Below are 22,078 nucleotides of genomic sequence, written 5' to 3'. Positions count from 1 at the left end.
ATCTATCCCTATCATACAAAAATTGCATGCAAATAACAATAAAAAGAGTGGAATTACAAGCTCCTTTTGTGAAGACTTCTATTCCACTCTCTTAGAATCCAGTTGAGGCAGGATGCTGATTTAACAGTCTCTGTCTACTTATTCTTCATTTTCATTCTTTTTTGATTTTTTAAAGTAGAAACCTGCCAAGCCAAATCCTGCAAGAGCCAAAACTCCTAAGACGGCAGATAAACTGCTGTTTGAATCACTTGCCTTGCTAGATGATTGACTAGAAGCTGTTTCTTCCTTCTTATCAGTTTCTTTCGATGCGTCTTTTTCAGCTTGAGCTGCTGCTACCAGATTGGCCTTGTTATAGCCATCATAAACAAAGTCTGCTTCCAAACCTTTTTCTGTACGAATCTTATCTTCCATCTCGCTTTCAACTTGCTTGATTTGTTTGAAGATCGTTTCCGCACGTTTAAGTGAGTCACTTGTTACTTCGTCTGCAGTAGCTTTCGCTTGGTCATCAGTGAGTCCACTATATTTTTGATCCAAAGCCGCTTGTTCCTTGATCCAGCCTTTTTCCAATTCTTTCCACTTCTCTTGGATGCTGTTGCCAAAGAGGTCTGGGTATTTCATGACCATTTGGTCAATATGCCAAACAGCCCAATACCAAGAAGTTGGATCGTATTTGGCAGAGCGAACTTTGAATGGTGCATAGGTATCGTTGACAATACCATAGAATGGCACATAAGGCGTGTTCCGGCTTTGAGCGAGCCCCAACCAAACGACACCACCAAATGGAGTTGGCAAGTCCTTCTTAATTTGGTAAACGTGGGCGTTGATGACGTTTTCATTTCCAAGAGCATACTTATACTTATTGGTATCTACTTCTTTACCTGGTTCCACCAAGTCATCTGGAGTATATTGTTTGAGGTGTTCGAACCGGTTCCGTTGTTCAGCGAAAACATCCTCTAGACTATACTTCTTAGAAGGATCCGTTGGTTTGCGCAAGAGGTCAAAGTGCTTATCATCATATTTGACATCCGCTTTCGGATCCATCAAGGTAATCCCTGCATAGGTCCGTGAGCGGTTGCGTTCGGTATATTCATCTGGACCATAAGAGTCTGCGATATGGAAGTTCCCATCTTTATCAGTCTTGTAGTGGTCTGCCTTTTTAGCAACTGCTTCCACATCTTTCGAAGCAATGACATTGTCCTTGTCCTTGAAATCCACATTTCCTAGATAGTAGGTATTGGCAAAGATGGCATAGCGGTCTTGAGGGAATTTAATAGCTACATATTGGTGTCCAGATAGGATTTCCATGTACCAGAGTTCATTTTTATCTGCTACGACAATAATGTTTCCTTCGGCAGATCCTTTTTCATCAAGTACCTTGGCAACCAACTCAATTCCTTCACGAGCTGTTTTGGCACGTGGAAGAACCAAGTCTACCATAGCAGCCTCAGCCAATCCATTTTTCACGAGTGGGTCTGCTTTCAAAATTTTATCGTGTGGGGTTGCCGATACTGTAGAGGTCATGGAAACACCAGCTTCGTTAAAGCCGTGTGCTCCGAAGTTCCCGTTGGAACCATCTCCATGCGCCGCATCATAAGTTGCGGTATATTTCATTTCATGACTCAAGTGCGGATAAGCAAAGCCATTGGATTCATCCTCCAACATATCCCCATCCTTATAGTCTTTGGCAGGTACCACTTCGTAAGTTTTATTGTGGCGACCACCATCGGGAGCATAAGGATAGTCTTCAGTCCGCCCGAAGAGCATGGAACCATCTGTCGTGAGCTCCTTCCCAACAATGATGGCTGAGCAAGCCTGAGCAACTTGAACTGGAATCAAGGCAAAGGCCATGAAAGCAATCATTAGTTTGACCAGTAGTTTTCTCATAGTCGATCTCCTTTATGACTACAAAAGAGGCTAGAAAAAATTTTCAAGCCGACGAAAAACAACTATACCAACGCTACCTTCAGTATACCCTTATCCAGATAGAAATGCAAGCGGTTTCAAAAAAGATCATTAAAAATAGGAACAGTTTTAAGCCTTTGCTTCAGCTGTTCCTATTTCTTGTTTTAACGTGTATTGTATTGTTTCATCACACGAGCAATATCGCGATTTTGTTCCCGCCGTTTGATGGATTCACGTTTGTCATAATCGTGCTTCCCTTTTGCTAAGCCCAGCAAGAGCTTGGCATAGCCGTCTTTAATGTAGACTTTAAGTGGGACCAGCGTCATCCCTGTTCCTTTGGTTTCTTGCTCTAATTTCTGGATTTGTTTTTTATGAAGAAGAAGTTTGCGACGGCGCTCTGGATCTTGGTTCCAGATATTGCCTTCTTCATAAGGAGCGATATGAACATTGCTCAACCAAACTTCCCCATTTTTCACTTGGGCAAACCCATCCTTGAGGTTGATACGAGCTGCTCGAACACTCTTGATTTCTGTACCAGTCAGGACCATTCCTGCTTCAATGGTATCAACAATTGTATAATCGTGGCTTGCTTTCTTATTTTGTGCGACGACCTTTCCCTCGCCCTTTGCCATGCTTAGCTCCTTTCTTAGCTACTTCCTTGTAAAAAGGTTTCTTACTCTTTTTCTTCTTGTCTTTTGAAGAATGCTTGCGCTTGTTCTCTCTAATGCCTCCTTGCTTTCGTTCTTCTTTCTTAGAAGAAGGGCGCTTAGAGTGTCCATTTCGATCTTTACGACCCGATGTTTTAGTGACTTTTTCAATCAAATCCAGCTCACTTGGGATATAAGAAAAATCAATCTCACCAGTCATCTTATCCGCTCTTTCGACCCTGATTCGGATCTCCTGACCGACACGGAAAGTGACGCCTGATTTTTCCCCGCGCAAGGTCAAATCGCGCTCGTTAAAATGATAAAAACCAGGTAAGGTAGTGATGTGGATCAAACCTTCTACGGTATTTGGCAATTCAACAAAGAGACCAAACTTGACGACACTGGACACCAATGCATCGTACTCTTCGCCAACATAGTCCTCCATGTACTCTGCCTTCTTCATGGCTTCCACTTCCCGTTCCGCATCAATGGCGCGGCGTTCCCGACTAGAGGATTGGCTAGCAATATCTGGAATGACCTGTTCAAAATGGCTAGCCACTTCAGAATCTTTTCCATACTCTCGCACCATGCGATGGACTAATAAGTCTGGATACCGGCGAATCGGACTGGTGAAGTGAGTATAGAACTCAGCTGCTAGCCCATAGTGGCCGTGGTTGTGCTCGGAATAACGCGCTTGTTGCATGGAACGGAGCAACATCATAGACAAGACATCAGCATAGGGTTCCCCTTCTACCTTCTTCATAATGTCCTGCAAGGTTTCCTGACTCATGGAACTAGCTGTCCCATAAATTGGTAGGCCAAAGCTAGAAGCATAATCGATAAACTTTTGCACTTTCTCTGCTTTGGGTTCTTCGTGAATCCGGTAAATAAAGGGAAGTTTTCGTTTGGCAAAATGCTCTGCTACTGTCTCATTTGCAATCAGCATGAAGGATTCAATCATCCGTTCCGCAACCCCACGTTGACGCAAGACGATGTCTACTGGTTTTCCTTGAGGATTGACTAGGATTTTTGCTTCACTGGTATCAAAGTTCAGGGCTCCTCGTTTTTCCCGCATTCCTTCTAAGATCTGATGAAGACCAACCATGGCTTCGATACTTGGCACAATAGCTTGGTATTCCTCACGCTTCTCCTGGTCCCCAGCAATGATCTCATTGACATCGCTATAGGTCATACGGAAAGTCGTTTTAATGACCGTTTGGGTGATCTGGTAGCGAAGTACCCGACCACGCTGGTCGATCTCCATAATGGCTGACTGGGTCAAGCGATCCACTTGAGGGTTTAAGGAACAAATCCCATTAGAGAGACGCTCAGGTAACATGGGCACGACCCGGTCTGTCACATAGACAGAGGTCGCCCGGTTGAGGGCTTCCTTGTCCAAGGCAGAACCTTCGGTCACATAATAAGAGACATCGGCTATGTGAACGCCAAGCTCAAAATTCCCACCTTCCAAGCGCTTGATGTGAACCGCATCATCCAAGTCCTTGGCATCGGCACCATCAATGGTAAAGATGATTTCATCTCGAAGGTCCAAACGTCCCTCCATGTCCTTCTCACTAGGCTGGTCTGGGATGCTTTCTGCTTCTTTGAGGACTGCTTCTGGAAATTCTGAGACAATATCCATAGACTCCAAGACTTCCAAGACATCGATCCCAGGATCTGTCACATGCCCAACCACATCTTGTACTGAGGCTACAAAGTAGTTGTGTTTTCGACTTGGATACTGTTCAATAGCTACCTTGAGAACTTCCGTTCCCTCTAATTGTAGGGCAGGTTTTTTCACGTAAATGCGTTGGCTAATCTTTTGATTCTTTGAAAGGATGTAGCCTGCATATTTGGGTTTTTCCTCATCCAAAACGATTTGGCCGACGACTGTTTGGAGGCTGTGCTCCAAGACATCAATGATTTTCCCCTCTGCCGCGGTCCCCTTTTGCCGATCGGCGACCTTGGTGATTACAACCTCAACTGTATCCCCATCAATGGCATGGTTGACATCATTTCGTCCAATAAAAAGGTCCTCTTCTTCCCCCTCTAGGCTAACAAAGCCAAAGCCACTCTTATGAGCATGGAAAATCCCTTTCACAGTAATGACGCCTTTTGGCTTGGCATCAAGGAGACTTAAAAAACCATTTTCTTCAAAGGTTAGTTGACGACGTCGCTCCATCAGCGAAATGGTCTTAATCAGTTCACGAAAACCTTTGGCGTCTGTACTGCCAATGGCTTGAGCCAATTGATCAACCTGAGCTTTTCCCTCCTGTTTTAAATAATCAATAATTTTACTTTTCATATTTTGTGCTGGATACCCAGCCTCCTTTATTTTCTTTCTTTCAGAGAGATTTCTTTGCAAGTGACAATCTCCCTATCCAACAAAACATAGATGAAAAAATAGGCAAAGACAATGTCTAAGCCTATCTTATTTACTGGATAATACCATTAGAATCATCGCAATGAGTAACCAAAGGAAAATCATTACTCCTGTCAATCGTTGCATCACTGCTTCGAATCCACGAGCTTTTGAACGTTCGAACAAATCATTTGAACTTGCATCGAATACGTTGCTAGATTGATTTTTAGTTGGTTGCATGAAAATAGCGATAATAATTAATACAGATAGTACCAATAAAATAGTAATCAACGGTTTAGTCATAATTAAAAAACTCCTTAAAATCTTATCTATTTTACCATAAAAATCATTTTGTTTCAAGATGTAATGTCACTTTTCTCTCTTTGGGACAATACTTCAAAACTTCAATTTTTTCAGGGTGGGTCTTCATATTTTTACTTGTCAAATAATTCTGACTGCCACAGCTCGTGCAGGTTAGTTGTACTTTAATGCGCACTGATTTCTCTCACTTTCAAATACTTTCTAAAGATGAATAAAAGGAAGGCCAAATCTATAAAGGCCAGAATAGCAGTCCCATAGAATACCCAATGGTAATTGACATGCATAGCAATACTAGAGCCCATCATGGGACCAAGAACTCCCCCTATATAAAAGAAGAGTTGATTGTAACTAAAAATCCGAGAAATTCCTTCCTTGGGAGTCAGGCGATTTAAGAGAGCCGTCACTCCGGGCATTAAGGCTCCTGTCCCAATTCCAAATAAGAAACGAAGAAATCCTAATTGAAAAGGGGTCTGAGCAAGGGCACAGAAGATATAGAGGATGCCACTATAGAGAAGAGCTAAAAGTAAGAGGCGATGGTTTCCAATTTTATCTCCGAGCTTTCCCATCCATCCCGAGGTCAGGATACTGGAAATCCCCATCGCTGATACGATCAGCCCAGATACAAAAATAACATTGTCGCTCTGGCCAAGCTCTCTCACATAGAGTGGAAGAATGGGAGAAATGGATTGGCCGATCATCTGAATGGTCATACTGGTCAAAAAGAGGCCCAGTAAAATGTCCTTATGCTGGATAGAAGCCAGTAATTCCCAGCTTGAAAGGTGCTCCTCTTTCGATATTTGTTGGTAGTCTTCCTCAATGCCCCACCAAGTCAAGACAGAGACAAGAAAGAGGAAAAAACCAACGAGGAGAAAGACATTCCGCATACCAAATTGCTCTGCGATCAATCCCCCCAACAAGGGGCCCATCAAAGTACCGGCAACAGTTCCCGTCGATAAGGTTCCTAGAGCGTATCCAGATTGATTCTTTGGCACCTGACTGGCAATGAGAGCCGTGCTGTTAGGGACAAAGCCTGAGAAGACACCATTTAATAAGCGTAGAAGTAGCAACCAAAAGACGGAAGGGACAAAAGCAATTCCTCCCATGGTCAAGGTCATAGCAATCGAGGCTCTCAACATCATGGGTTTCCGACCATAACGGTCCGCCAAACTCCCCCAGATTGGGGCCATCAGGGCAGATGTCAAGGAGGAGGAGGCGACTGCAATCCCAGCATAAAAAGGAACTTCGGGACCTTTCATCCCCAATTCCTCCACAAAGAGAGCCATAAAAGGGACCACCAATGAAAGACTGGCACCTACGAAAAAACAGCCAATCCAGGCAATAAAAAGATTTTTACGCCAATTGATTTCCAGTGAAATAGGATCATCTTCTTTCTATTTGTTCTAAAGCCCGATCGATTTCCTGATAGAGGCAATCACGCTGGCTATTGTTATCGATCACAAGATCGACAAAAGCTTTTTTCTCATCTAGAGGCATCTGGGCTGCCAAACGATCGCGCGCCTGGACCTCCCTTAGGGCGTTTCTTTCCATTAGACGTTGCAACTGGGTCTCTTCCGTCACATAAACCAGCCAGACTTGGTCAAACCAGCCCAGATATCCTTGCTCGATTAACAAGGGGATATCCATGAAAAAGAGGTCTTCTGTTTTAGCTAAGCGATCCCGTTCTCGCGCCAGGGCTTTGCGAATGATCTCCCCTTGTACTTGGTTGGACCAGGCAATCTCTTTCTGGCTTGAAAAGATGCGTTGAGCCAGAGCAGGACGATTCAAGTCTCCAGTATCTAGGAGGATGTCCCTTCCAAAATGATCTACCAAAGCTTGATAAAGTTCTCCACCTGGTGCCTGCAAGTTATGGACCACTCGATCAGCATCAATGACAGGATATCCCTTTTCTTTCAAATAGGAGGTGACAGTGGACTTTCCTGAAGCAATCCCTCCTGTTAATCCGATGATTCTTGCCATCTAGTTCTCCTTTTGACAGTGAGGGCAAAAATGGGTTCCGCGTCCCCCTAGTTGGATTTTCTCGATTGGAGTGCTACAACGACTACAAGGTTGACCTGTCTTGCCATAGACCAGGTGTTGCTCTTGCATGGTTCCATCCTCTCCAAAGGCATTGCTGTAAGAGCGAATGGTCGAGCCACCTTTTTCCACAGCTTGGGCAAGGACATCCATTGTTTCTTTGCGAACAGCTTTGGCTTCTCTAGCAGTTAAGCTTTGACCCAAACGGGCTGGATGAACCTTAGCTCGATAAAGGACCTCATCTACATAGATATTGCCCAGACCAGCCACTAATTTTTGGTCCAAAAGAGCTGACTTAATGGGTTTCTTTGATTGTTTAAGAGCTGCTTGGAAGGCTGGTTCTTTAAAATCTGCTTCTGTCGGCTCTGGACCAATTTTTTTTGCCAAAAAATAGCTGTCGACAAGCTCAGGTACTAGGACTTCCATGGTCCCAAACTTGCGAACATCTTCATAGACCAGGGTGCTGCCATCCGTAAAACGAAAGAAGACATGGGCATGCTTGCGAGGAGGGACCTCGTCTAGATAAAAGAAATACTTGCCTTCCATCCGCAAATGCGAGATGAGAACCAAATCCGTCAAATAAAACAAGAGGTATTTCCCGCGGCGCCCCATGGCCCGAATTTCTTGACCTGGAAGATCTTGACAAAAAGCATCTAGATCCGTATGAATCATCTTAGGATACTTTACTTCCACTGACTGAATGGTTTTTCCAAGAATTAATTTCTCAAGACCGCGTCGGACAGTCTCTACTTCTGGTAACTCGGGCATGGGGCTCCTTTCAAAAACAAGAAGCAGGCTTCTGCCCACCTCTTCTTAGTATTCTTTTTCGTTATAACCGAAATCGGCAAGATCTAATTTCTTATCCCGCCAATTTTTCTTGACCTTGACCCAGGTTTCTAGGAAGACCTTATCCCCTAGCATCAGCTCGATATCCTTCCGCGCAAGGGTTCCAATCTTCTTGAGCATGGCGCCGCCTTTTCCGATGACAATGCCTTTTTGGCTATCACGTTCCACCATGATGGTCGCACGGATATGAACCTTATCTGTTTCTTCATCCCGCTTCATAGAATCCACCACTACGGCAACAGAGTGGGGAATTTCTTCACGCGTCAAGTGCAAGACCTTTTCACGGATCATTTCAGAGACCAAGAAACGCTCTGGATGGTCAGTAATCTGATCAGCAGGGAAATATTGGAAACCTTCTTCCAAGTTTTCGCTCAAAATATCAATCAAACGCGAAACATTGTTTCCTTGAAGGGCTGAAATCGGCACAATTTCCTTGAAGTCCATCTGACTACGGAAATCATCGATTTGCGCCAAAAGTTGGTCTGGATGGACCTTGTCGATCTTATTGACCACAAGGATGACGGGCACCTTGGCTGCCTTGAGGCGTTCGATGATCATGTCATCACCCTTCCCACGTGGCTCGTCTGCTGGGACCATAAAGAGAACGGTATCGACTTCTCGAAGGGTGCTATAGGCCGACTCTACCATGAAGTCTCCAAGCGCTGTCTTGGGTTTGTGAATCCCTGGGGTATCGATAAAGACAATCTGTTCCTTATCGGTCGTGTAGATTCCCATAATCTTATTACGCGTTGTCTGCGCCTTATCGCTCATGATGGCAATTTTTTGCCCCATGACGTGGTTCAAAAAAGTTGACTTCCCGACATTGGGACGTCCTAAAATGGCTACAAAGCCTGATTTAAATGTCATAGTTTCCTTTCTTGAGGGAAGTCTCCCTCTTATCCAAATACCAAAGCCCACAACTTGGGCACAAATATGATGAGACCTGTCACAAAGGCAAAGCCCGAAATAACGAGAACCGCTCCTGCCGCCATATCCTTGGCATTCTTTGCCAGCATGGAGAAATGGTAATCACTCGCCAAATCCACTACATTTTCAAGAGCAGAATTCATGATTTCAAAGGCAAGGACCAAAGAAACACTTAAGAGTAGAAAGAGCCACTCTGTTGCTGAAATGCCAAAAAGGAAGCCTGCAACAATCGCTAAGATAGCTGAAAGTGCATGCTTACGCATATTTCGTTCCTCTTTAAAGGCTGTGAAAATCCCTGTTAAAGCAAATTCAAGACTGGCAATCAGTTCTCGATTTTTCCATTTTCGTTTATTGTCTTGTGAGTCCATAGGCTGTCAAAATCTCTTCCTGTAAGCCAAACATTTCCTTTTCTTCTTCCGGCGTATAGTGATCATAACCGTTGATATGAAGGAAGCCATGCACTGCTAAAAAGCCCATCTCGCGCTCAAAGCTATGACCATACTCAGCTGCTTGCTCACGCGCCTTGTCTACAGAAATAAAAAGCTCTCCAATATAGGTATCGAATTCAGCCATCATCTCGGCTAACTCTGGATGGTCTTCTAAATCTTCTTCCGAAAAAGCAATGTCCATCTCTGGTTTGTATTCCAGACTGATTACATCCGTTGGGCGATCCGTGTCCCGGTATTCCAAGTTCAATTCATGGCTACGTTCGTTGGTTACAAAGGTCACTGCCATTTCCTTGTCTTCTTTGCCCAATTTTTTTGCAGCAAATTCTAAAATTTCCTGGGTTTGTTTGATCATTTCTTCAGAGACTTGACCGGTCTCATCAACCATTTCAATATACATCTTGGATCACCTCACTATCATTTCAATTATAGCATAAAAATAGCGTATATACTAGAATACACGCTACTTTTACTATTTGAAGAATGCCCTTTTATTCAACCGTCTGTTGGATAGCTTGCATCTGGGCATAGATGCCACCATGAGCAATCAAGTCTGCATGTTGCCCACGTTCGACAATGAGCCCTTCTGATAGAACCAAGATCTGATCTGCATCTTGAATGGTCGATAAGCGGTGGGCAATAATAAAGGTCGTCCGGCCCTTTTGCAGGACTGCCATAGCCTTCTGAATGATCTCCTCTGTCTCCGTATCAATGTGGGAGGTTGCTTCGTCCAGAATCAAAATTTTCGGGTTCATGTAGAGGGTCCGCGCAAAGGAAATCAATTGGCGCTCCCCGCTTGAGAAGGCAGATCCCTTTTCAACCACTGGATGGTCGATTCCCTTTTCTAATCTCTGGATCATAGGCAGGGCACCGACCTGTTTTAGAGCATCCAAGACGCGATCACGGTCGATATCTGTTTGACTCATGGCCACATTGCTAGCAATGGTCCCTGAGAACAGATAGGGATCCTGTAAGACAATTCCCATATGGGAGCGAAGACTCTCTCTAGAGAAATGGCGAATATTCTGGCCGTCGATCCGGATTTCCCCCTCCTGCGGATCATAGAAACGATAGAGCAAGTTCATAATGGAGGATTTACCCGAACCGGTATGGCCAACCAAGGCAAGGGTTTGACCCGGATGAGCTTGGATGGAAATGTCCTTCAGAACTGGCTTGCCTTCTTCATAGGCAAATTGAACATCGTCAAACACGACTTGAGCTTTTTCTATCTTCAGTTCCGATGCACCATCGGCCTCTAAGGGTTGGTCTAAGAAAGCAAGGACGCGACTCCCCGTCTCTAGTGATCGCCGAATATTTGGGAATTGACGACTAAGATTGGCCATGAGATCAAACAGATTGATCACATAGTTAATATTGATAAATAAGAAACCAGCCGTCACACCGATATTACCCTGTAGGAAAGAAATCCCAGCGATAGTCAAAATGCCTGCAATCACTAAAAACTTGAGCAATTCCGTCAAGGTCCAAGAAGCAATAGAATCGGCTAAGAGAATTCGATCATTGGCTCCTAACATCTTCTGAGTAGTGGCTTCAAACTCATCCACCACACCAGACTCTTGATGATAGAGCTGAATCATACTGGCACCATGCAAGAGTTCATTGACCTGGGTATTGACCTCGCTTCGCGCATCAAAGAAATCCTTCATGGGCTGGTCCGTCATGACCTTGTAGATATACTGGATCCCATAGAAAATCGGAAAGACCAAACACAAGAGAAGACCCATCATAGGACTCAGGTAAAAGAGAATCCCTAGGATAAAGAGAAAGCGTACCAAATAGATGACTAAAATCATACAAGAGTTATAAAACTGGGTCCTCAATGTCTCTGTATCATTGACAATTCTTGTCGCGATCTTCCCAGCCGGCTTATCATCAAAATAAGAAATAGGCAGCCCTTGCATGACTTGAAAGGCTTGGTCTCTCAGACTAGCAGTTACTTGATTACTTCCATGCAGCAAGATCCGATTTCCAATGTAGCTAATCAGCTGCCCTAGGCTCAAGACCAAGAGATAGAATGCTCCCATCTGAAGCAAGTCCCCTTGTCCGCCACCGTGGGTCAGTGCGGTCAATGGCCCATCGATCATCTTTTGGAGAAGAAAGGGAGACAATTCAGAAAAAATGGTAGCTAGCAAGAGGCAAATAAAGCCAGCAAGAAAGACAGTTGGATAAAGCGTGATTCTCGATAATAATCGTTTCAATACTTTCATCTTATTCTCCTTCCTGTTTTTGTTGCCGTTGGTATTGTTCATAATACCAGCCCTCTTGAGCTAATAAATCACTAGCCCTGCCTTCTTCAACAATCTGTCCTTGATCCAAGACGATGATCCAATCAGCCTGATGGACAGCCGACAAGCGATGAGAAACAATGATGGTCGTCTTGTCTTTTCGTTCTTTTTGAATGGTGTCAATAATGGCCTGTTCGGTCTTCGCATCCACTGCCGAAAGGGAATCATCTAACAACAAGAAATCTGCATCTCTTAAGAAGGCACGCGCCAAAGAGATCCGCTGTTTTTGACCTCCTGATACAGAGACCCCTTTCTCACCGATCAGGGTGTCCATTCCATGAGACATCCGCTCGAGATCATCCGCAAAAGCAGCTTGGGCTACTGCTTCCACCAAGTCTTCTTGGCTGGCTCCTTTTTTACTAAGCGCTATATTCTCACGGATAGACTTAGAAAATAAAATATGTTCTTGGGAAACATAACCAATTTTTTCTTCAATCGAGTGTCGGTTGTAGTCCACGATCGGTTGCTGGTTGACCAAGAATTCTCCCTCACCAACTGGGTATTGCCGCAAGAATTGTCGAACCAGGGTAGTCTTTCCTGCACCGGTACGACCAACAATTCCAACCGTCTGTCCTCGCTGGATAGTCCAATCAATGCCTGATAGGCTCTTTCGCTCAGCACCAGGATAACTGAAGGAATAATCCTTAAACTCTACCGAATCGATCTGCTCTAAATAGTGTGTACCATCTGGCTCCAGATCATCTGTCTCATCAATCACTTCTTTTAGTTTTTTATAGGACATTTGCCCTGTCTGATAGACCAAGATCAGGTCCGCCATCATCCACATAGGCTCAATTAAAAAGACCAAATACAGCTGCAAGGCCAATAGCTTGCCAAGGCTCAACTGCCCACTTGCTAGGGACTGTCCTCCAAATAGCAGGAGCAAGACTGTCGAGAATCCAATAAACAACAGGGCTAAGGGGCCAAAAGAATATTGGATAGAAGCAATTTTGTCCCCTGTTTTGGATAGACTAGCCGTTTTCTTCTGAAACTGTTTGACCTGCTGATCCCGTCTACTATAGGCCCGCATGACCCGGATCCCTTCGATGGACTCCAAGACTTCATCGTTCAACTGAGCAACCGCTTCCCGGTTTTGCTCAACATACTCCTCCTGCTTTCTACTCAAAAAATAGGTAGAGACGACAAGGAAGATCATGGGAATAAAGGAAATCAAGGTTAATTGCCAAGAAATGAAAAACATGGTCGGAATAATAAAGGCAAACAAGCCACCGCCAAACAGGAGCACCATCATCCCGTAACCAGCCATATCGGCCATGCCATCCACATCCGTCGTAAAGCGCGTCAAGAGGTCCCCTGAGCGAAATTTCTCAAAAAAGGGACGCCGCATAGCTACTAGCTTACGAAAAGCTTGTCCCTGAAGGGTCGCCTTGAAATGGACTGACGACTGAAAGAGTCGCAACTGCCAATAAAAAGCCGTCAGGTAATTGAGGATGGCTGATCCCACCAAGAGGACCATATCCCATACAAAGTTGGATTGCGTCAGCGTCTGCTGACTCAAATGATCCACTAAGCGCTGGATGACTTGCGTCGGGATCAATAAGGTGTAATCATAAATCACTAGGACCACAGCGATGCTGAGATACAGCCACTTATGTTCCCAGATGTACTTCCATAAGGCTCCTATCATATTCTCCCCTTTCAAAATGGCACAGAAAAAACCCAAGCAAGGAGCTGAGTACGTACTCAGTCCACACTTGGGCCTTCTGATGCCTGTCACCAATTCAGTTAAGGCAGGCAAAAATGCATACAAAAAACCCAAGACAGACTCCTCCATCTTGGGTTTCATTCAATTTTTACATAGAACTCAACTGAGATTGGAGAAGTTGTGTATTCAATTGTGTCATCAAGAATGTTACTTTGTTCATGATGGTTTTCTCCTTTCTCTTTGTTGTTCTAACTTTACCACGGATTTCTGTGCTTGTCAACGTTTTTTTGAAAATTGTTGAAAAAAGATCAATAAATAGGCACTCAATTAGAAATTAAAGCACAAAAAAGAAGCCTAGATCCTCTCTAAGCTTCTCTCTTCTTCTATGCTAGTTGCCGGGATTGAACCGGCGACCTCATCCTTACCATGGATGCGCTCTACCGACTGAGCTAAACCAGCAGTACCTATCTACTATATCATGGAGATAGGCCTTTTGTCAATATCCTGACTCATTTTTCTGCCAAATATTCTTCCTTCGTGAGGACATAATGAACTCTCGTCACCATTCGCCCCTCTTCATGCAGGTCTAGCATCGCATAAGCTTCTTCGTGGGAAAATTTCATCCCTGATTTGGCCATCACCCGTCCAGAAGCTGGGTTGTCCTGATCATGAACGGCAATGAGCTTGTTCATCCCTAACTGTTCAAAAGCCAAGGCAATGACTGCCTTGGTAGCCTCTGTCGCAAGACCTTGGTTCCAATAATCTTTATTCAGAACATAGCCGATACTCCCCTTCTTCAGACAAAGATCCAAATCCAGTAAATCAATCGTCCCGATAAATTTTCCATTTTCTTTGAGCTCGATCCCCCATTTTCCAAGTGGGCTAGCTAGGTAAAAGAGGGCAATGTTATTACGCGTCTCTTCAAGACTTTGATTGGTTGTAAAGGTATAGCGCGTAACTGTTTCATTAGAAGCGTACTTAAACATAGACGGTGCATCTTCTAGAGTGACCGGACGCAAGTGCAAGCGCTCAGTCTCTATTTCTCGATAAGCCGCTAACTTCACATATAAATTTTCCATTTGACACTCCTTCTTTAGGGATTAGTTTAGCAAATAACATAAAGGAAGGCAAGCTCAATTTTTTCTTGCTTTTTAACCCACTTTTCTATACAATTAAATCAATCAAAACAATCAGATGAGGAGTGAAAAGGTCATTGAGTTAGGAGAGCAATCTCATGCCAATGACCTTTTTACACCTAAATCTAAGTAAGGAGAAATAATCATGTTAATTGGTATTCCAAAAGAAATTAAAAACAATGAAAATCGTGTTGGTTTGACACCAGCTGGCGTACACAGCTTGGTTGGAAAGGGCCATCAAGTTTTGGTGGAAACAAATGCCGGACTTGGTTCTGGCTTTGCGGATGAAGATTACAGCAAGCAAGGAGCGACTATTGTCGCAACCGCTGCTGAGGCTTGGGCAGCTGAATTGGTGGTCAAGGTCAAAGAACCCCTCGCTGAAGAATACGACTTCCTTCGTGAAGACCTCTTGCTCTTCACCTACCTGCACATGGCTGCAGCTCCTGAATTAGCTGATGCCATGGTGACTGCTAAGACAACTGGGGTAGCTTACGAGACCGTTCGAGATATCGATGGACAGTTGCCACTCTTGGTGCCAATGAGTGAGGTTGCTGGACGAATGGCCGTGCAAATCGGGGCCCACTTCCTCACCAAACAAGAAGGTGGATCTGGTGTCCTCCTAGGTGGGGTACCTGGTGTTCCTAAAGGGAAAGTTACCATCATCGGAGGCGGGGTCGTTGGAACCCACGCAGCTCGGATCGCCCTTGGACTCGGCGCCCAAGTGACTATCTTGGATATCAGTGCCAAACGTTTGGCCGTTCTGGAAGATGTCTTTGGTCACCAAATCCAAACCCTCATGTCCAATCCATTTAACATTGAAGCCAGTGTCCGTGATGCCGATGTTGTTATCGGAGCTGTCCTGATTCCTGGGGCTAAAGCTCCTAAATTAGTGACAGACGATATGGTTAAACAAATGCGTCCAGGTTCTGTCATCGTGGACGTAGCTGTGGACCAAGGTGGGGTTATTGAAACAGCAGACCGTGTCACAACGCATACGGAGCCTGTTTACGAAAAACATGGCGTGCTCCACTATGCCGTTGCCAATATCCCAGGCGCTGTCGCTCGCACTTCTACCATCGCCCTCACCAACGTGACCCTACCTTATGTCGAAGCTTTAGCTGACAATGGCTTCCATAAGGCCATCGCCCTCGACGAAGGCTTGCGCCAAGGTGTTACTACTTACCAAGGCCATATCACAAGCCAACCAGTTGCAGAAGGTCTAGAACGCAACTTCACTCCAATCGACGAATTGGTTTAAACGATCATATATTTGAAGAATTATCATCGAAAAAATAAGCAACTTATTTTTTCATATGAACTAATAAAAAAGTTTTGAAAAAAAAAAACAAGTTGTTTTGAGTTTTTTAAATCATTTTCAGAGATTTTCCGCTGTGAGAAAAGTGCCTGAAACAATTTAGTTTCAAGCACTCGGAATAATTGAGAGTAAAACAGTTTAGGAAACTGTTTTAGCCTGAGCCCAGAAATTAAAGAGCGAAGGGGCTCAATAAAAATTGAACACGGGCTGCGGATTGTGTCAAAAAGATAAGTTTTTCTAGAATCAAAAGATTCTGCGTCAAACTTCCTATTTTGACTTTATCCGCAGACGCCCTTTGTATCTTGATTTAGTCATGGAACTTCCTGGATTGCTGAAATCATCCACTGGATAATTTCACCTAACCTCCGTTCTCACCTAAGGAAAGTCTAGAAAATGATTTTATCGTCAATTTAAGGCAAAGATCCTCTGATCTTTGCCTCTTCTTTTATTCCGTTTCTTCTTCCACATCCAGTTTTTCTTTGTGCACTGGATTTGGGAGGGGCTCGTAAGCCCGGATAATTTCTGCTACTACAGGATGGCGAACAACATCCTTAGCAGAGAAGTGCACAAAATCAATCTGAGAAATATTTTTTAACTTCTCCTGGGCATCAATCAAGCCGGATTTGACATTTCGAGGAAGGTCAATCTGGCTAGTGTCTCCATTGACAATCATCTTGGAGTTAAAACCAAGACGTGTCAAGAACATCTTCATCTGCATGATGGTTGTATTTTGCGCTTCATCAAGAATAACAAAGGCATCATCCAAGGTCCGACCCCGCATATAAGCTAAGGGAGCTATCTCAATAATCTCCCGCTCCATCATCCGAGTGGTCTGGTCCTTGCCCAAGATTTGATAGAGGGCATCATAGACTGGACGTAGATAAGGGTCTACCTTTTCCTTGAGATCCCCTGGAAGGAAACCAAGGCTCTCTCCTGCTTCCACGGCTGGGCGAGTCAAAATAATGCGCTTGACTTGACCACGCTTGAGGGCGGTCACGGCCAAAGTTACTGCCAAGAAGGTCTTCCCAGTCCCTGCTGGTCCAATCCCGAAAGTCACATCATGGTGCTTGACACTATCTACATAAATCTTTTGACCTAGCGTTTTGACCCGAATGGGCTTGCCGTAGCTATCCTTGATGATTTCTTCTTCATACAAGGCCACGAACTTATCCAACTCATCATTACGAACCATTTGAATAGCTGTTACAACATCCGGCGTCCCGATAGTCATGCCACGATTCACCAAGATAAGCAAAGCCTCAATAACTTGTCTGGCTTTTTCACAATCTTCTTCTTGACCGATGACCTGTACAATTTCTGTTCGGGCATGGATGACCACATCCAACTCTTGCTCCATCAAGCGCAAGTGACGTTCATTGGATCCAAATAGATGGAAGAGATCATCTGGATGACTTAATTGAATATCAATTGAATGTTCTTTCAAATAAAGAACCTCTCTATTTCTGTAAGTTTTCTCTATTATAACAAAGAGACCGAGAATTGACCATCCCCGGCCCACTTTGATTTTCTTGTACTTAATGACCTAGGTATTCTTCCCAAATTGCATCAAAATCTCCTAGATTAAAGGAGAAACTGGCATGCTCTTCCAGAAAGCGACTAACCTCATCAAAATCATCTGTATGCTTTGGAAAGGCTGTCTCATGAAAGGCCAGATCTGCCAGAAGAGCCTTAGGAGCATTGCTTTTGGGATTGCGCTCTGTCATCAACCAAGTATAAAACGATTTTCGCATAGGACTCCTCTTATTTTAATTCTGTGCCAAAGGCATCCTGTGTGATTCTCCCTGCTTTCATCAAGCCTCCCAGAGCTTTTTTGAACTGCCCCTTGGAAATGCCAAAGGTTGCCTTAATTTCTTCTGGGGAGGACTTATCATTCAAGGTCATAAAGCCTCCGTTGTTTTCTAAATATGCCAGAATCATCTGTGCATCGTTTTCCAGCATTTCAAACGAGCGTGGCTTCAAGGATAAATTCAAGGTCCGATCCACCTCTCGGAAACCAATAACCCGGGCATCTAGGACTTGTCCCAAACGAGGTTCGGCAAAGCGCTCACTTGGATGGATAAAGCCTAACATATTGTTCTCAGGTAAGTAAACAAAGGTCCCTGAAAGTTTTAAGCGATAGACGATAGCCGGCCAGTTCTGATTCTGCATATTGTTGTAGGCTGGACGAGCAATCCGTTGGAAGTCTTCTTGATAGGCCAAGACACCCCAAATCCGGTCTTTTTTATCGACTTCCAGGCGAACAAAAAGTTTATCACCTTTTTTAGGCCATAGTTCCTTGATCTCAGGCAAAATATCCAGAGAGACGACAATCTCCTTGTCAGGTAGACCAGTATCGACAAAAACACCCAGGTCCTTACGAACTTCTGTCACTGTCCCCCAGCCAAATTGGTTCCGACGAGCAGTGACTTCAAGTGTGGTCAGGCGCAAACGTTGCTTCATATCCGTATAGGCAAAGCCCTTGACAGACTCTCCAAGAGCACGCTCTCCTTCAGACTTGTCCAAGGCATAGGTTTGCCCATCCTTTTGGACAAAGTAAAAGCGATCATTCTCATCCGTTACAAGGCCCACGATATCATGTGCGAGGTTGGTATTCATTTTTTCCTTCTTTCTGGCTAAAGCTCATCAATAGCCCCTTAATGGAAATAAAACTCAGCCAGCAGTGCCAACTGAGTTCATTTCCTCTGTAAACTGCTGGAAATGATTAAACTTCAAGCAATTCTTTTTCTTTGTGTGCTGTCATTTCATCAACATGTTTCACAGCATCATCGGTTACTTTTTGGATTTCTTTTTCGAGATTCTTCAATTCATCTTCAGTGATTTCTTTAGCTTTTTCTTGCTTCTTCGCTTCATCCATAGCATCACGACGGATGTTACGGATCGCTACCTTAGCATTTTCACCAACTTTTTTCACTTCTTTGGCCAAGTCACGACGGGTTTCTTCTGTCAAAGCTGGGATGACCAAGCGAATGACCGAACCATCGTTAGCCGGAGTAATACCAAGGTCAGAAGCATTCAAAGCGTGCTCAATATCTTTCAATGAAGACTTGTCAAAAGGCGTGATCAACATCACACGGGCTTCTGGAATCGTGATAGATGCGATTTGATTCAATGGAGTATCAACTCCGTAATATTGAACATAGATACGGTCCAAGAGACTTGCGTTTGCACGACCTGCCCGGATACTTCCAAATTCACGTCCCAAACTTTGGTGAGACTGAGACATTCTTTCTTTAGCTTTTTCTACGATTGGATTTGCCATTTTATTCCTCTAACTTCCTTATTTTTCTACATTATTAGAAACGGTAGTACCGATATTTTCTCCAAAGACAACGCGTTTGATGTTACCTGGCTCATTCATGTTGAAAACGACTAAGTCAATATCATTGTCCATTGAGATGGTCGATGCTGTCGAATCCATGATACGAAGGCCTTTATTGATGACATCACGGTGAGTTAATTCTTCAAACTTCACAGCTGTCTTGTCTTTCTTTGGATCAGCATTATAAACGCCGTCAACACCATTCTTAGCCATCAAGATTGCGTCTGCTTCAATTTCAGCGGCACGAAGAGCAGCCGTTGTATCCGTTGAGAAGTATGGAGAACCAATGCCTGCACCAAAGATAACAATACGCTCTTTTTCCAAGTGACGAAGGGCGCGGCCACGGATATAAGGCTCAGCGACTTGTTGCATAGCAATCGCTGTTTGGACACGCGTATCTACTCCAACCTGTTGAAGAGAATCCGCCATCACCAAGGCATTCATAACTGTTCCAAGCATTCCAGTGTAATCTGCTTGAACGCGATCCATACCTGCTTCCGCCGCAGGTTCTCCACGCCAGAGATTTCCTCCACCGATAACGAGAGCAATTTCAATTCCAAGGTCATGAACTTCTTTGATTTCAAGGGCCATCTTTTGAACCGTTTTGATATCAATTCCGACACCCCGTTCACCGGCTAACGCTTCACCTGATAACTTAATTAAAATACGTTTATACTTAGGTTCTACCATTTTGTCACTCCTTTTATGATCTGTATTATTTTACCACAAAAAGCGTTTTTTATATAGTGATATCTATCAAAAAAATTTTATCTTGTCGTCTTAAAATTGATTATTTTACCCCATACTTTTCTATTGACCATTTCTGAGTGTGCCAGCTCGTATGGATAGGTGATTCCTCCAAAGGAGAACTTTCTTTCAACGTTCCAAATTAATGAAGTTGTATGACTTTCTTACCTATTAAAAAGAGCCTCTTGAGACAAACAGGTTGTAGCTTTCAACCTGTTTAGAACTTGAGGCTCCTATTATAAAAATCTCATTGTGATAACAAAAATTATTGACTAGTCTAAAAAAGGGGATGCATCATCCCCTTTTTCAAGGCTATAAAACCTTTTCTAGTCATCGAGTAGACCTTGCTATTTGGAATTCAGCAAAATCAATCTTTCACCAAAGAAAGAAGAATTATTTTTCGTCTTCTTTTTTTCGACGACCAAATGCCACGAATCCTACAAGGCCTGCAACTAGTCCGAGTACAGTTGATCCTACAGATGTAGTTTCACCAGTATTTGGAAGTTGTCCTTTACCTGGTGTTGGGTCCACTGGTTTACCTGGTGTTGGATTCACTGGTTTACCTGGTGTTGGATCCACCGGTTTACCTGGTGTTGGATCCACTGGTTTACCTGGTGTTGGATTCACTGGTTTACCTGGTGTTGGATTCACTGGTTTACCTGGTGTTGGATCCACTGGTTTATCTGGTGTTGGATTCACCGGTTTACCTGGTGTTGGGTCCACTGGTTTATCTGGTGTTGGATTCACTGGTTTATCTGGAGTTGGCTCTACAGGCTTGTCTGGAGTTGGCTCTACAGGCTTGTCTGGAGTTGGCTCTACAGGCTTATCTGGAGTTGGTTCTACAGGCTTGTCTGGTGTTGGCTCTACAGGCTTGTCTGGAGTTGGCTCTACAGGCTTGTCTGGAGTTGGTTCTACAGGTTTGTCTGGAGTTTCTTTCAGTTTGTAAACATACGTTACATTCTTATCGCCTTCGATCACTTTACCTGTGGTAGGATCAGTAGACTTGAGGTGACCTTGGTCATCTACTCCACCAACTGTATAGTTACCTGCAGGTACCAATTCATAAGTCTTGCCTTCAAATTCAATCTCTTGTGGACGGTTGTCTACAACTGTGTCGTAGTCTTTATCCACTGGTTGAGCTTTTTCGTCGGTCACATCTGACTTGATGGTCTTACCTTCTGTATCTACATAGTGTACGTAGACGTTACCCTTAGGCTCAGCTGGGGTTTCCTTCACTTCTTTATAAACGTAAGTGATGGTTGATTTTGGTTTGTCAACTTTACCTTTAACTGGATCAGATGATTCCAAATGTCCATCTTCGTCAACTTTACCTACTGGGTAGTCACCTTTTGGTACGATCTTATAGGTCTTACCATCTGGTGTCTTGATAGTATTCGGTTTTTCACCTTCCTCAGTGGTGTTATATGGTGTGTCATATGGTGAGTTTGGTGTATCTTGACGAGGTTTTTCGATTTCCTTACCATTTTCGTCTATGTAAGTGATGATAACTTCACCCTTCTTCGGCTCAGCTGGAGTTTCCTTCAGTTTGTATACATAGGTGACGTTCTTATCTTGTTCAGCTACTTTACCAGTTGTGTCATCTGATGATGTAAGGTGGCCTTGGTCATCAACTTCACCAACTGTGTAGTTACCCGCTGGTACCAATACATAAGTCTTACCGTCTTTTTCGATTTCTTCTGGACGGTTGTCTACTACTGTGTCGTAAGCTGAATCAACTGGTTCTTTATCCATATCAGTTACAGAAGTTTTAAGCTCATTTCCTTCTGTATCTTTATAGTGTACATAGACACTACCTTTTGGTTGAGCTGGCTCTTCTTTAAGCTTGTAGATATAAGTAACATTCTTATCTTGTTCAGCTACTTTACCAGTTGTGTCATCTGATGATGTAAGGTGGCCTTGGTCATCAACTTCACCAACTGTGTAGTTACCTGCTGGTACCAATACATAAGTCTTACCGTCTTTTTCGATTTCTTCTGGACGGTTGTCTACTACTGTGTCGTAAGCTGAATCAACTGGTTCTTTATCCATATCAGTTACAGAAGTTTTAAGCTCATTTCCTTCC

The 22,078-nt window shown here is 43.8% G+C and carries 21 protein-coding genes and 1 tRNA gene; 1 reads left to right on the top strand and 21 read right to left on the bottom strand.

The features are described 5' to 3' along the window. Positions 1-138: 138 nt before the first annotated feature. The 15 genes from I2D56_RS04985 to I2D56_RS04915 all read right to left on the bottom strand — a co-directional run bounded on the left by I2D56_RS04985 (position 139) and on the right by I2D56_RS04915 (position 14,536). Positions 139-1,884, bottom strand: coding sequence for a C69 family dipeptidase (locus tag I2D56_RS04985; RefSeq protein WP_195348102.1), 1,746 nt, complete (start codon positions 1,882-1,884; stop codon positions 139-141). A gap of 182 nt (positions 1,885-2,066) precedes the next feature. Further along, positions 2,067-2,534 (bottom strand): SsrA-binding protein SmpB, encoded by a 468-nt coding sequence (gene smpB / locus I2D56_RS04980; RefSeq protein WP_195348101.1) that lies wholly within the window; start codon positions 2,532-2,534, stop codon positions 2,067-2,069. Beyond that, positions 2,497-4,854: a ribonuclease R gene (rnr, locus tag I2D56_RS04975; protein ID WP_195348100.1), complete on the bottom strand. Its 2,358-nt coding sequence runs from the start codon at positions 4,852-4,854 to the stop codon at positions 2,497-2,499. Before rnr ends, smpB begins: the two co-directional genes overlap by 38 nt. 126 nt (positions 4,855-4,980) lie before the next feature. Then, positions 4,981-5,214 carry a preprotein translocase subunit SecG gene (gene secG / locus I2D56_RS04970; protein ID WP_006595869.1) on the bottom strand — a complete coding sequence of 78 codons (234 nt, stop codon included), beginning with the start codon at positions 5,212-5,214 and terminating at the stop codon, positions 4,981-4,983. 43 nt (positions 5,215-5,257) lie between these two features. Next, positions 5,258-5,407, bottom strand: coding sequence for a 50S ribosomal protein L33 (gene rpmG / locus I2D56_RS04965; protein WP_081453577.1), 150 nt, complete (start codon positions 5,405-5,407; stop codon positions 5,258-5,260). Continuing rightward, positions 5,397-6,596, bottom strand: a complete 1,200-nt coding sequence (locus tag I2D56_RS04960; protein WP_324250352.1) for a multidrug efflux MFS transporter — start codon at positions 6,594-6,596, stop codon at positions 5,397-5,399. The genes rpmG and I2D56_RS04960 overlap by 11 nt, the downstream gene beginning before the upstream one ends. A gap of 16 nt (positions 6,597-6,612) precedes the next feature. Beyond that, entirely contained in the window at positions 6,613-7,209 is a 597-nt protein-coding gene (coaE, locus tag I2D56_RS04955) for a dephospho-CoA kinase (RefSeq protein WP_195348099.1), read from the bottom strand. Next, entirely contained in the window at positions 7,210-8,034 is an 825-nt protein-coding gene (gene mutM, locus I2D56_RS04950; RefSeq protein WP_195348098.1) for a DNA-formamidopyrimidine glycosylase, read from the bottom strand. It abuts the gene before it with no gap. 45 nt (positions 8,035-8,079) lie between these two features. Next, positions 8,080-8,979, bottom strand: coding sequence for a GTPase Era (era, locus tag I2D56_RS04945; RefSeq protein WP_003004993.1), 900 nt, complete (start codon positions 8,977-8,979; stop codon positions 8,080-8,082). Between the two features lie 29 nt (positions 8,980-9,008). Next, positions 9,009-9,407, bottom strand: coding sequence for a diacylglycerol kinase family protein (locus I2D56_RS04940; protein ID WP_195348097.1), 399 nt, complete (start codon positions 9,405-9,407; stop codon positions 9,009-9,011). After that, on the bottom strand, positions 9,388-9,885 hold the full coding sequence (gene ybeY, locus I2D56_RS04935; protein ID WP_048689623.1) for an rRNA maturation RNase YbeY: 498 nt from the start codon (positions 9,883-9,885) through the stop codon (positions 9,388-9,390). The genes I2D56_RS04940 and ybeY overlap by 20 nt, the downstream gene beginning before the upstream one ends. 91 nt (positions 9,886-9,976) lie before the next feature. Then, entirely contained in the window at positions 9,977-11,713 is a 1,737-nt protein-coding gene (gene tetB(46) / locus I2D56_RS04930; protein ID WP_195348096.1) for a tetracycline efflux ABC transporter Tet(46) subunit B, read from the bottom strand. Position 11,714: 1 nt separating this feature from the next. Next, positions 11,715-13,439, bottom strand: a complete 1,725-nt coding sequence (tetA(46), locus tag I2D56_RS04925; protein WP_195348095.1) for a tetracycline efflux ABC transporter Tet(46) subunit A — start codon at positions 13,437-13,439, stop codon at positions 11,715-11,717. Between the two features lie 404 nt (positions 13,440-13,843). After that, a tRNA-Thr gene (locus I2D56_RS04920) sits at positions 13,844-13,916 on the bottom strand. 50 nt (positions 13,917-13,966) lie between these two features. Then, positions 13,967-14,536 carry a GNAT family N-acetyltransferase gene (locus I2D56_RS04915; RefSeq protein WP_195348094.1) on the bottom strand — a complete coding sequence of 190 codons (570 nt, stop codon included), beginning with the start codon at positions 14,534-14,536 and terminating at the stop codon, positions 13,967-13,969. Between the two features lie 202 nt (positions 14,537-14,738). Here I2D56_RS04915 and ald point away from each other — a divergent pair, with 202 nt between their 5' ends. Further along, positions 14,739-15,851 carry an alanine dehydrogenase gene (ald, locus tag I2D56_RS04910; protein ID WP_195348093.1) on the top strand — a complete coding sequence of 371 codons (1,113 nt, stop codon included), beginning with the start codon at positions 14,739-14,741 and terminating at the stop codon, positions 15,849-15,851. A 502-nt stretch (positions 15,852-16,353) separates the two neighbouring features. Here ald and I2D56_RS04905 read toward each other — a convergent pair. From I2D56_RS04905 to I2D56_RS04880, 6 genes are all read right to left on the bottom strand, one after another. Beyond that, a complete protein-coding gene (locus I2D56_RS04905) occupies positions 16,354-17,352 on the bottom strand; it encodes a PhoH family protein (protein WP_195348092.1) in 999 nt (332 codons plus the stop codon). Between the two features lie 91 nt (positions 17,353-17,443). Beyond that, positions 17,444-17,659, bottom strand: coding sequence for a YozE family protein (locus I2D56_RS04900; protein WP_023023987.1), 216 nt, complete (start codon positions 17,657-17,659; stop codon positions 17,444-17,446). Positions 17,660-17,669: 10 nt separating this feature from the next. Continuing rightward, positions 17,670-18,524: an RNA-binding virulence regulatory protein CvfB gene (gene cvfB, locus I2D56_RS04895; RefSeq protein ID WP_195348091.1), complete on the bottom strand. Its 855-nt coding sequence runs from the start codon at positions 18,522-18,524 to the stop codon at positions 17,670-17,672. A gap of 106 nt (positions 18,525-18,630) precedes the next feature. Continuing rightward, a complete protein-coding gene (gene frr / locus I2D56_RS04890) occupies positions 18,631-19,188 on the bottom strand; it encodes a ribosome recycling factor (RefSeq protein WP_154853491.1) in 558 nt (185 codons plus the stop codon). 18 nt (positions 19,189-19,206) lie between these two features. Continuing rightward, positions 19,207-19,938, bottom strand: a complete 732-nt coding sequence (gene pyrH, locus I2D56_RS04885) for a UMP kinase (protein ID WP_006595852.1) — start codon at positions 19,936-19,938, stop codon at positions 19,207-19,209. Between the two features lie 450 nt (positions 19,939-20,388). After that, a partial coding sequence (locus I2D56_RS04880) for an LPXTG cell wall anchor domain-containing protein (protein ID WP_195348090.1) occupies positions 20,389-22,078 on the bottom strand: 1,690 nt, incomplete at its 5' end.

It is taken from the genome of Streptococcus australis, from assembly GCF_015553625.1.
Lineage (GTDB): Bacteria > Bacillota > Bacilli > Lactobacillales > Streptococcaceae > Streptococcus > Streptococcus australis_B.
This window is presented reverse-complemented; position numbering and strand designations above follow the sequence as displayed.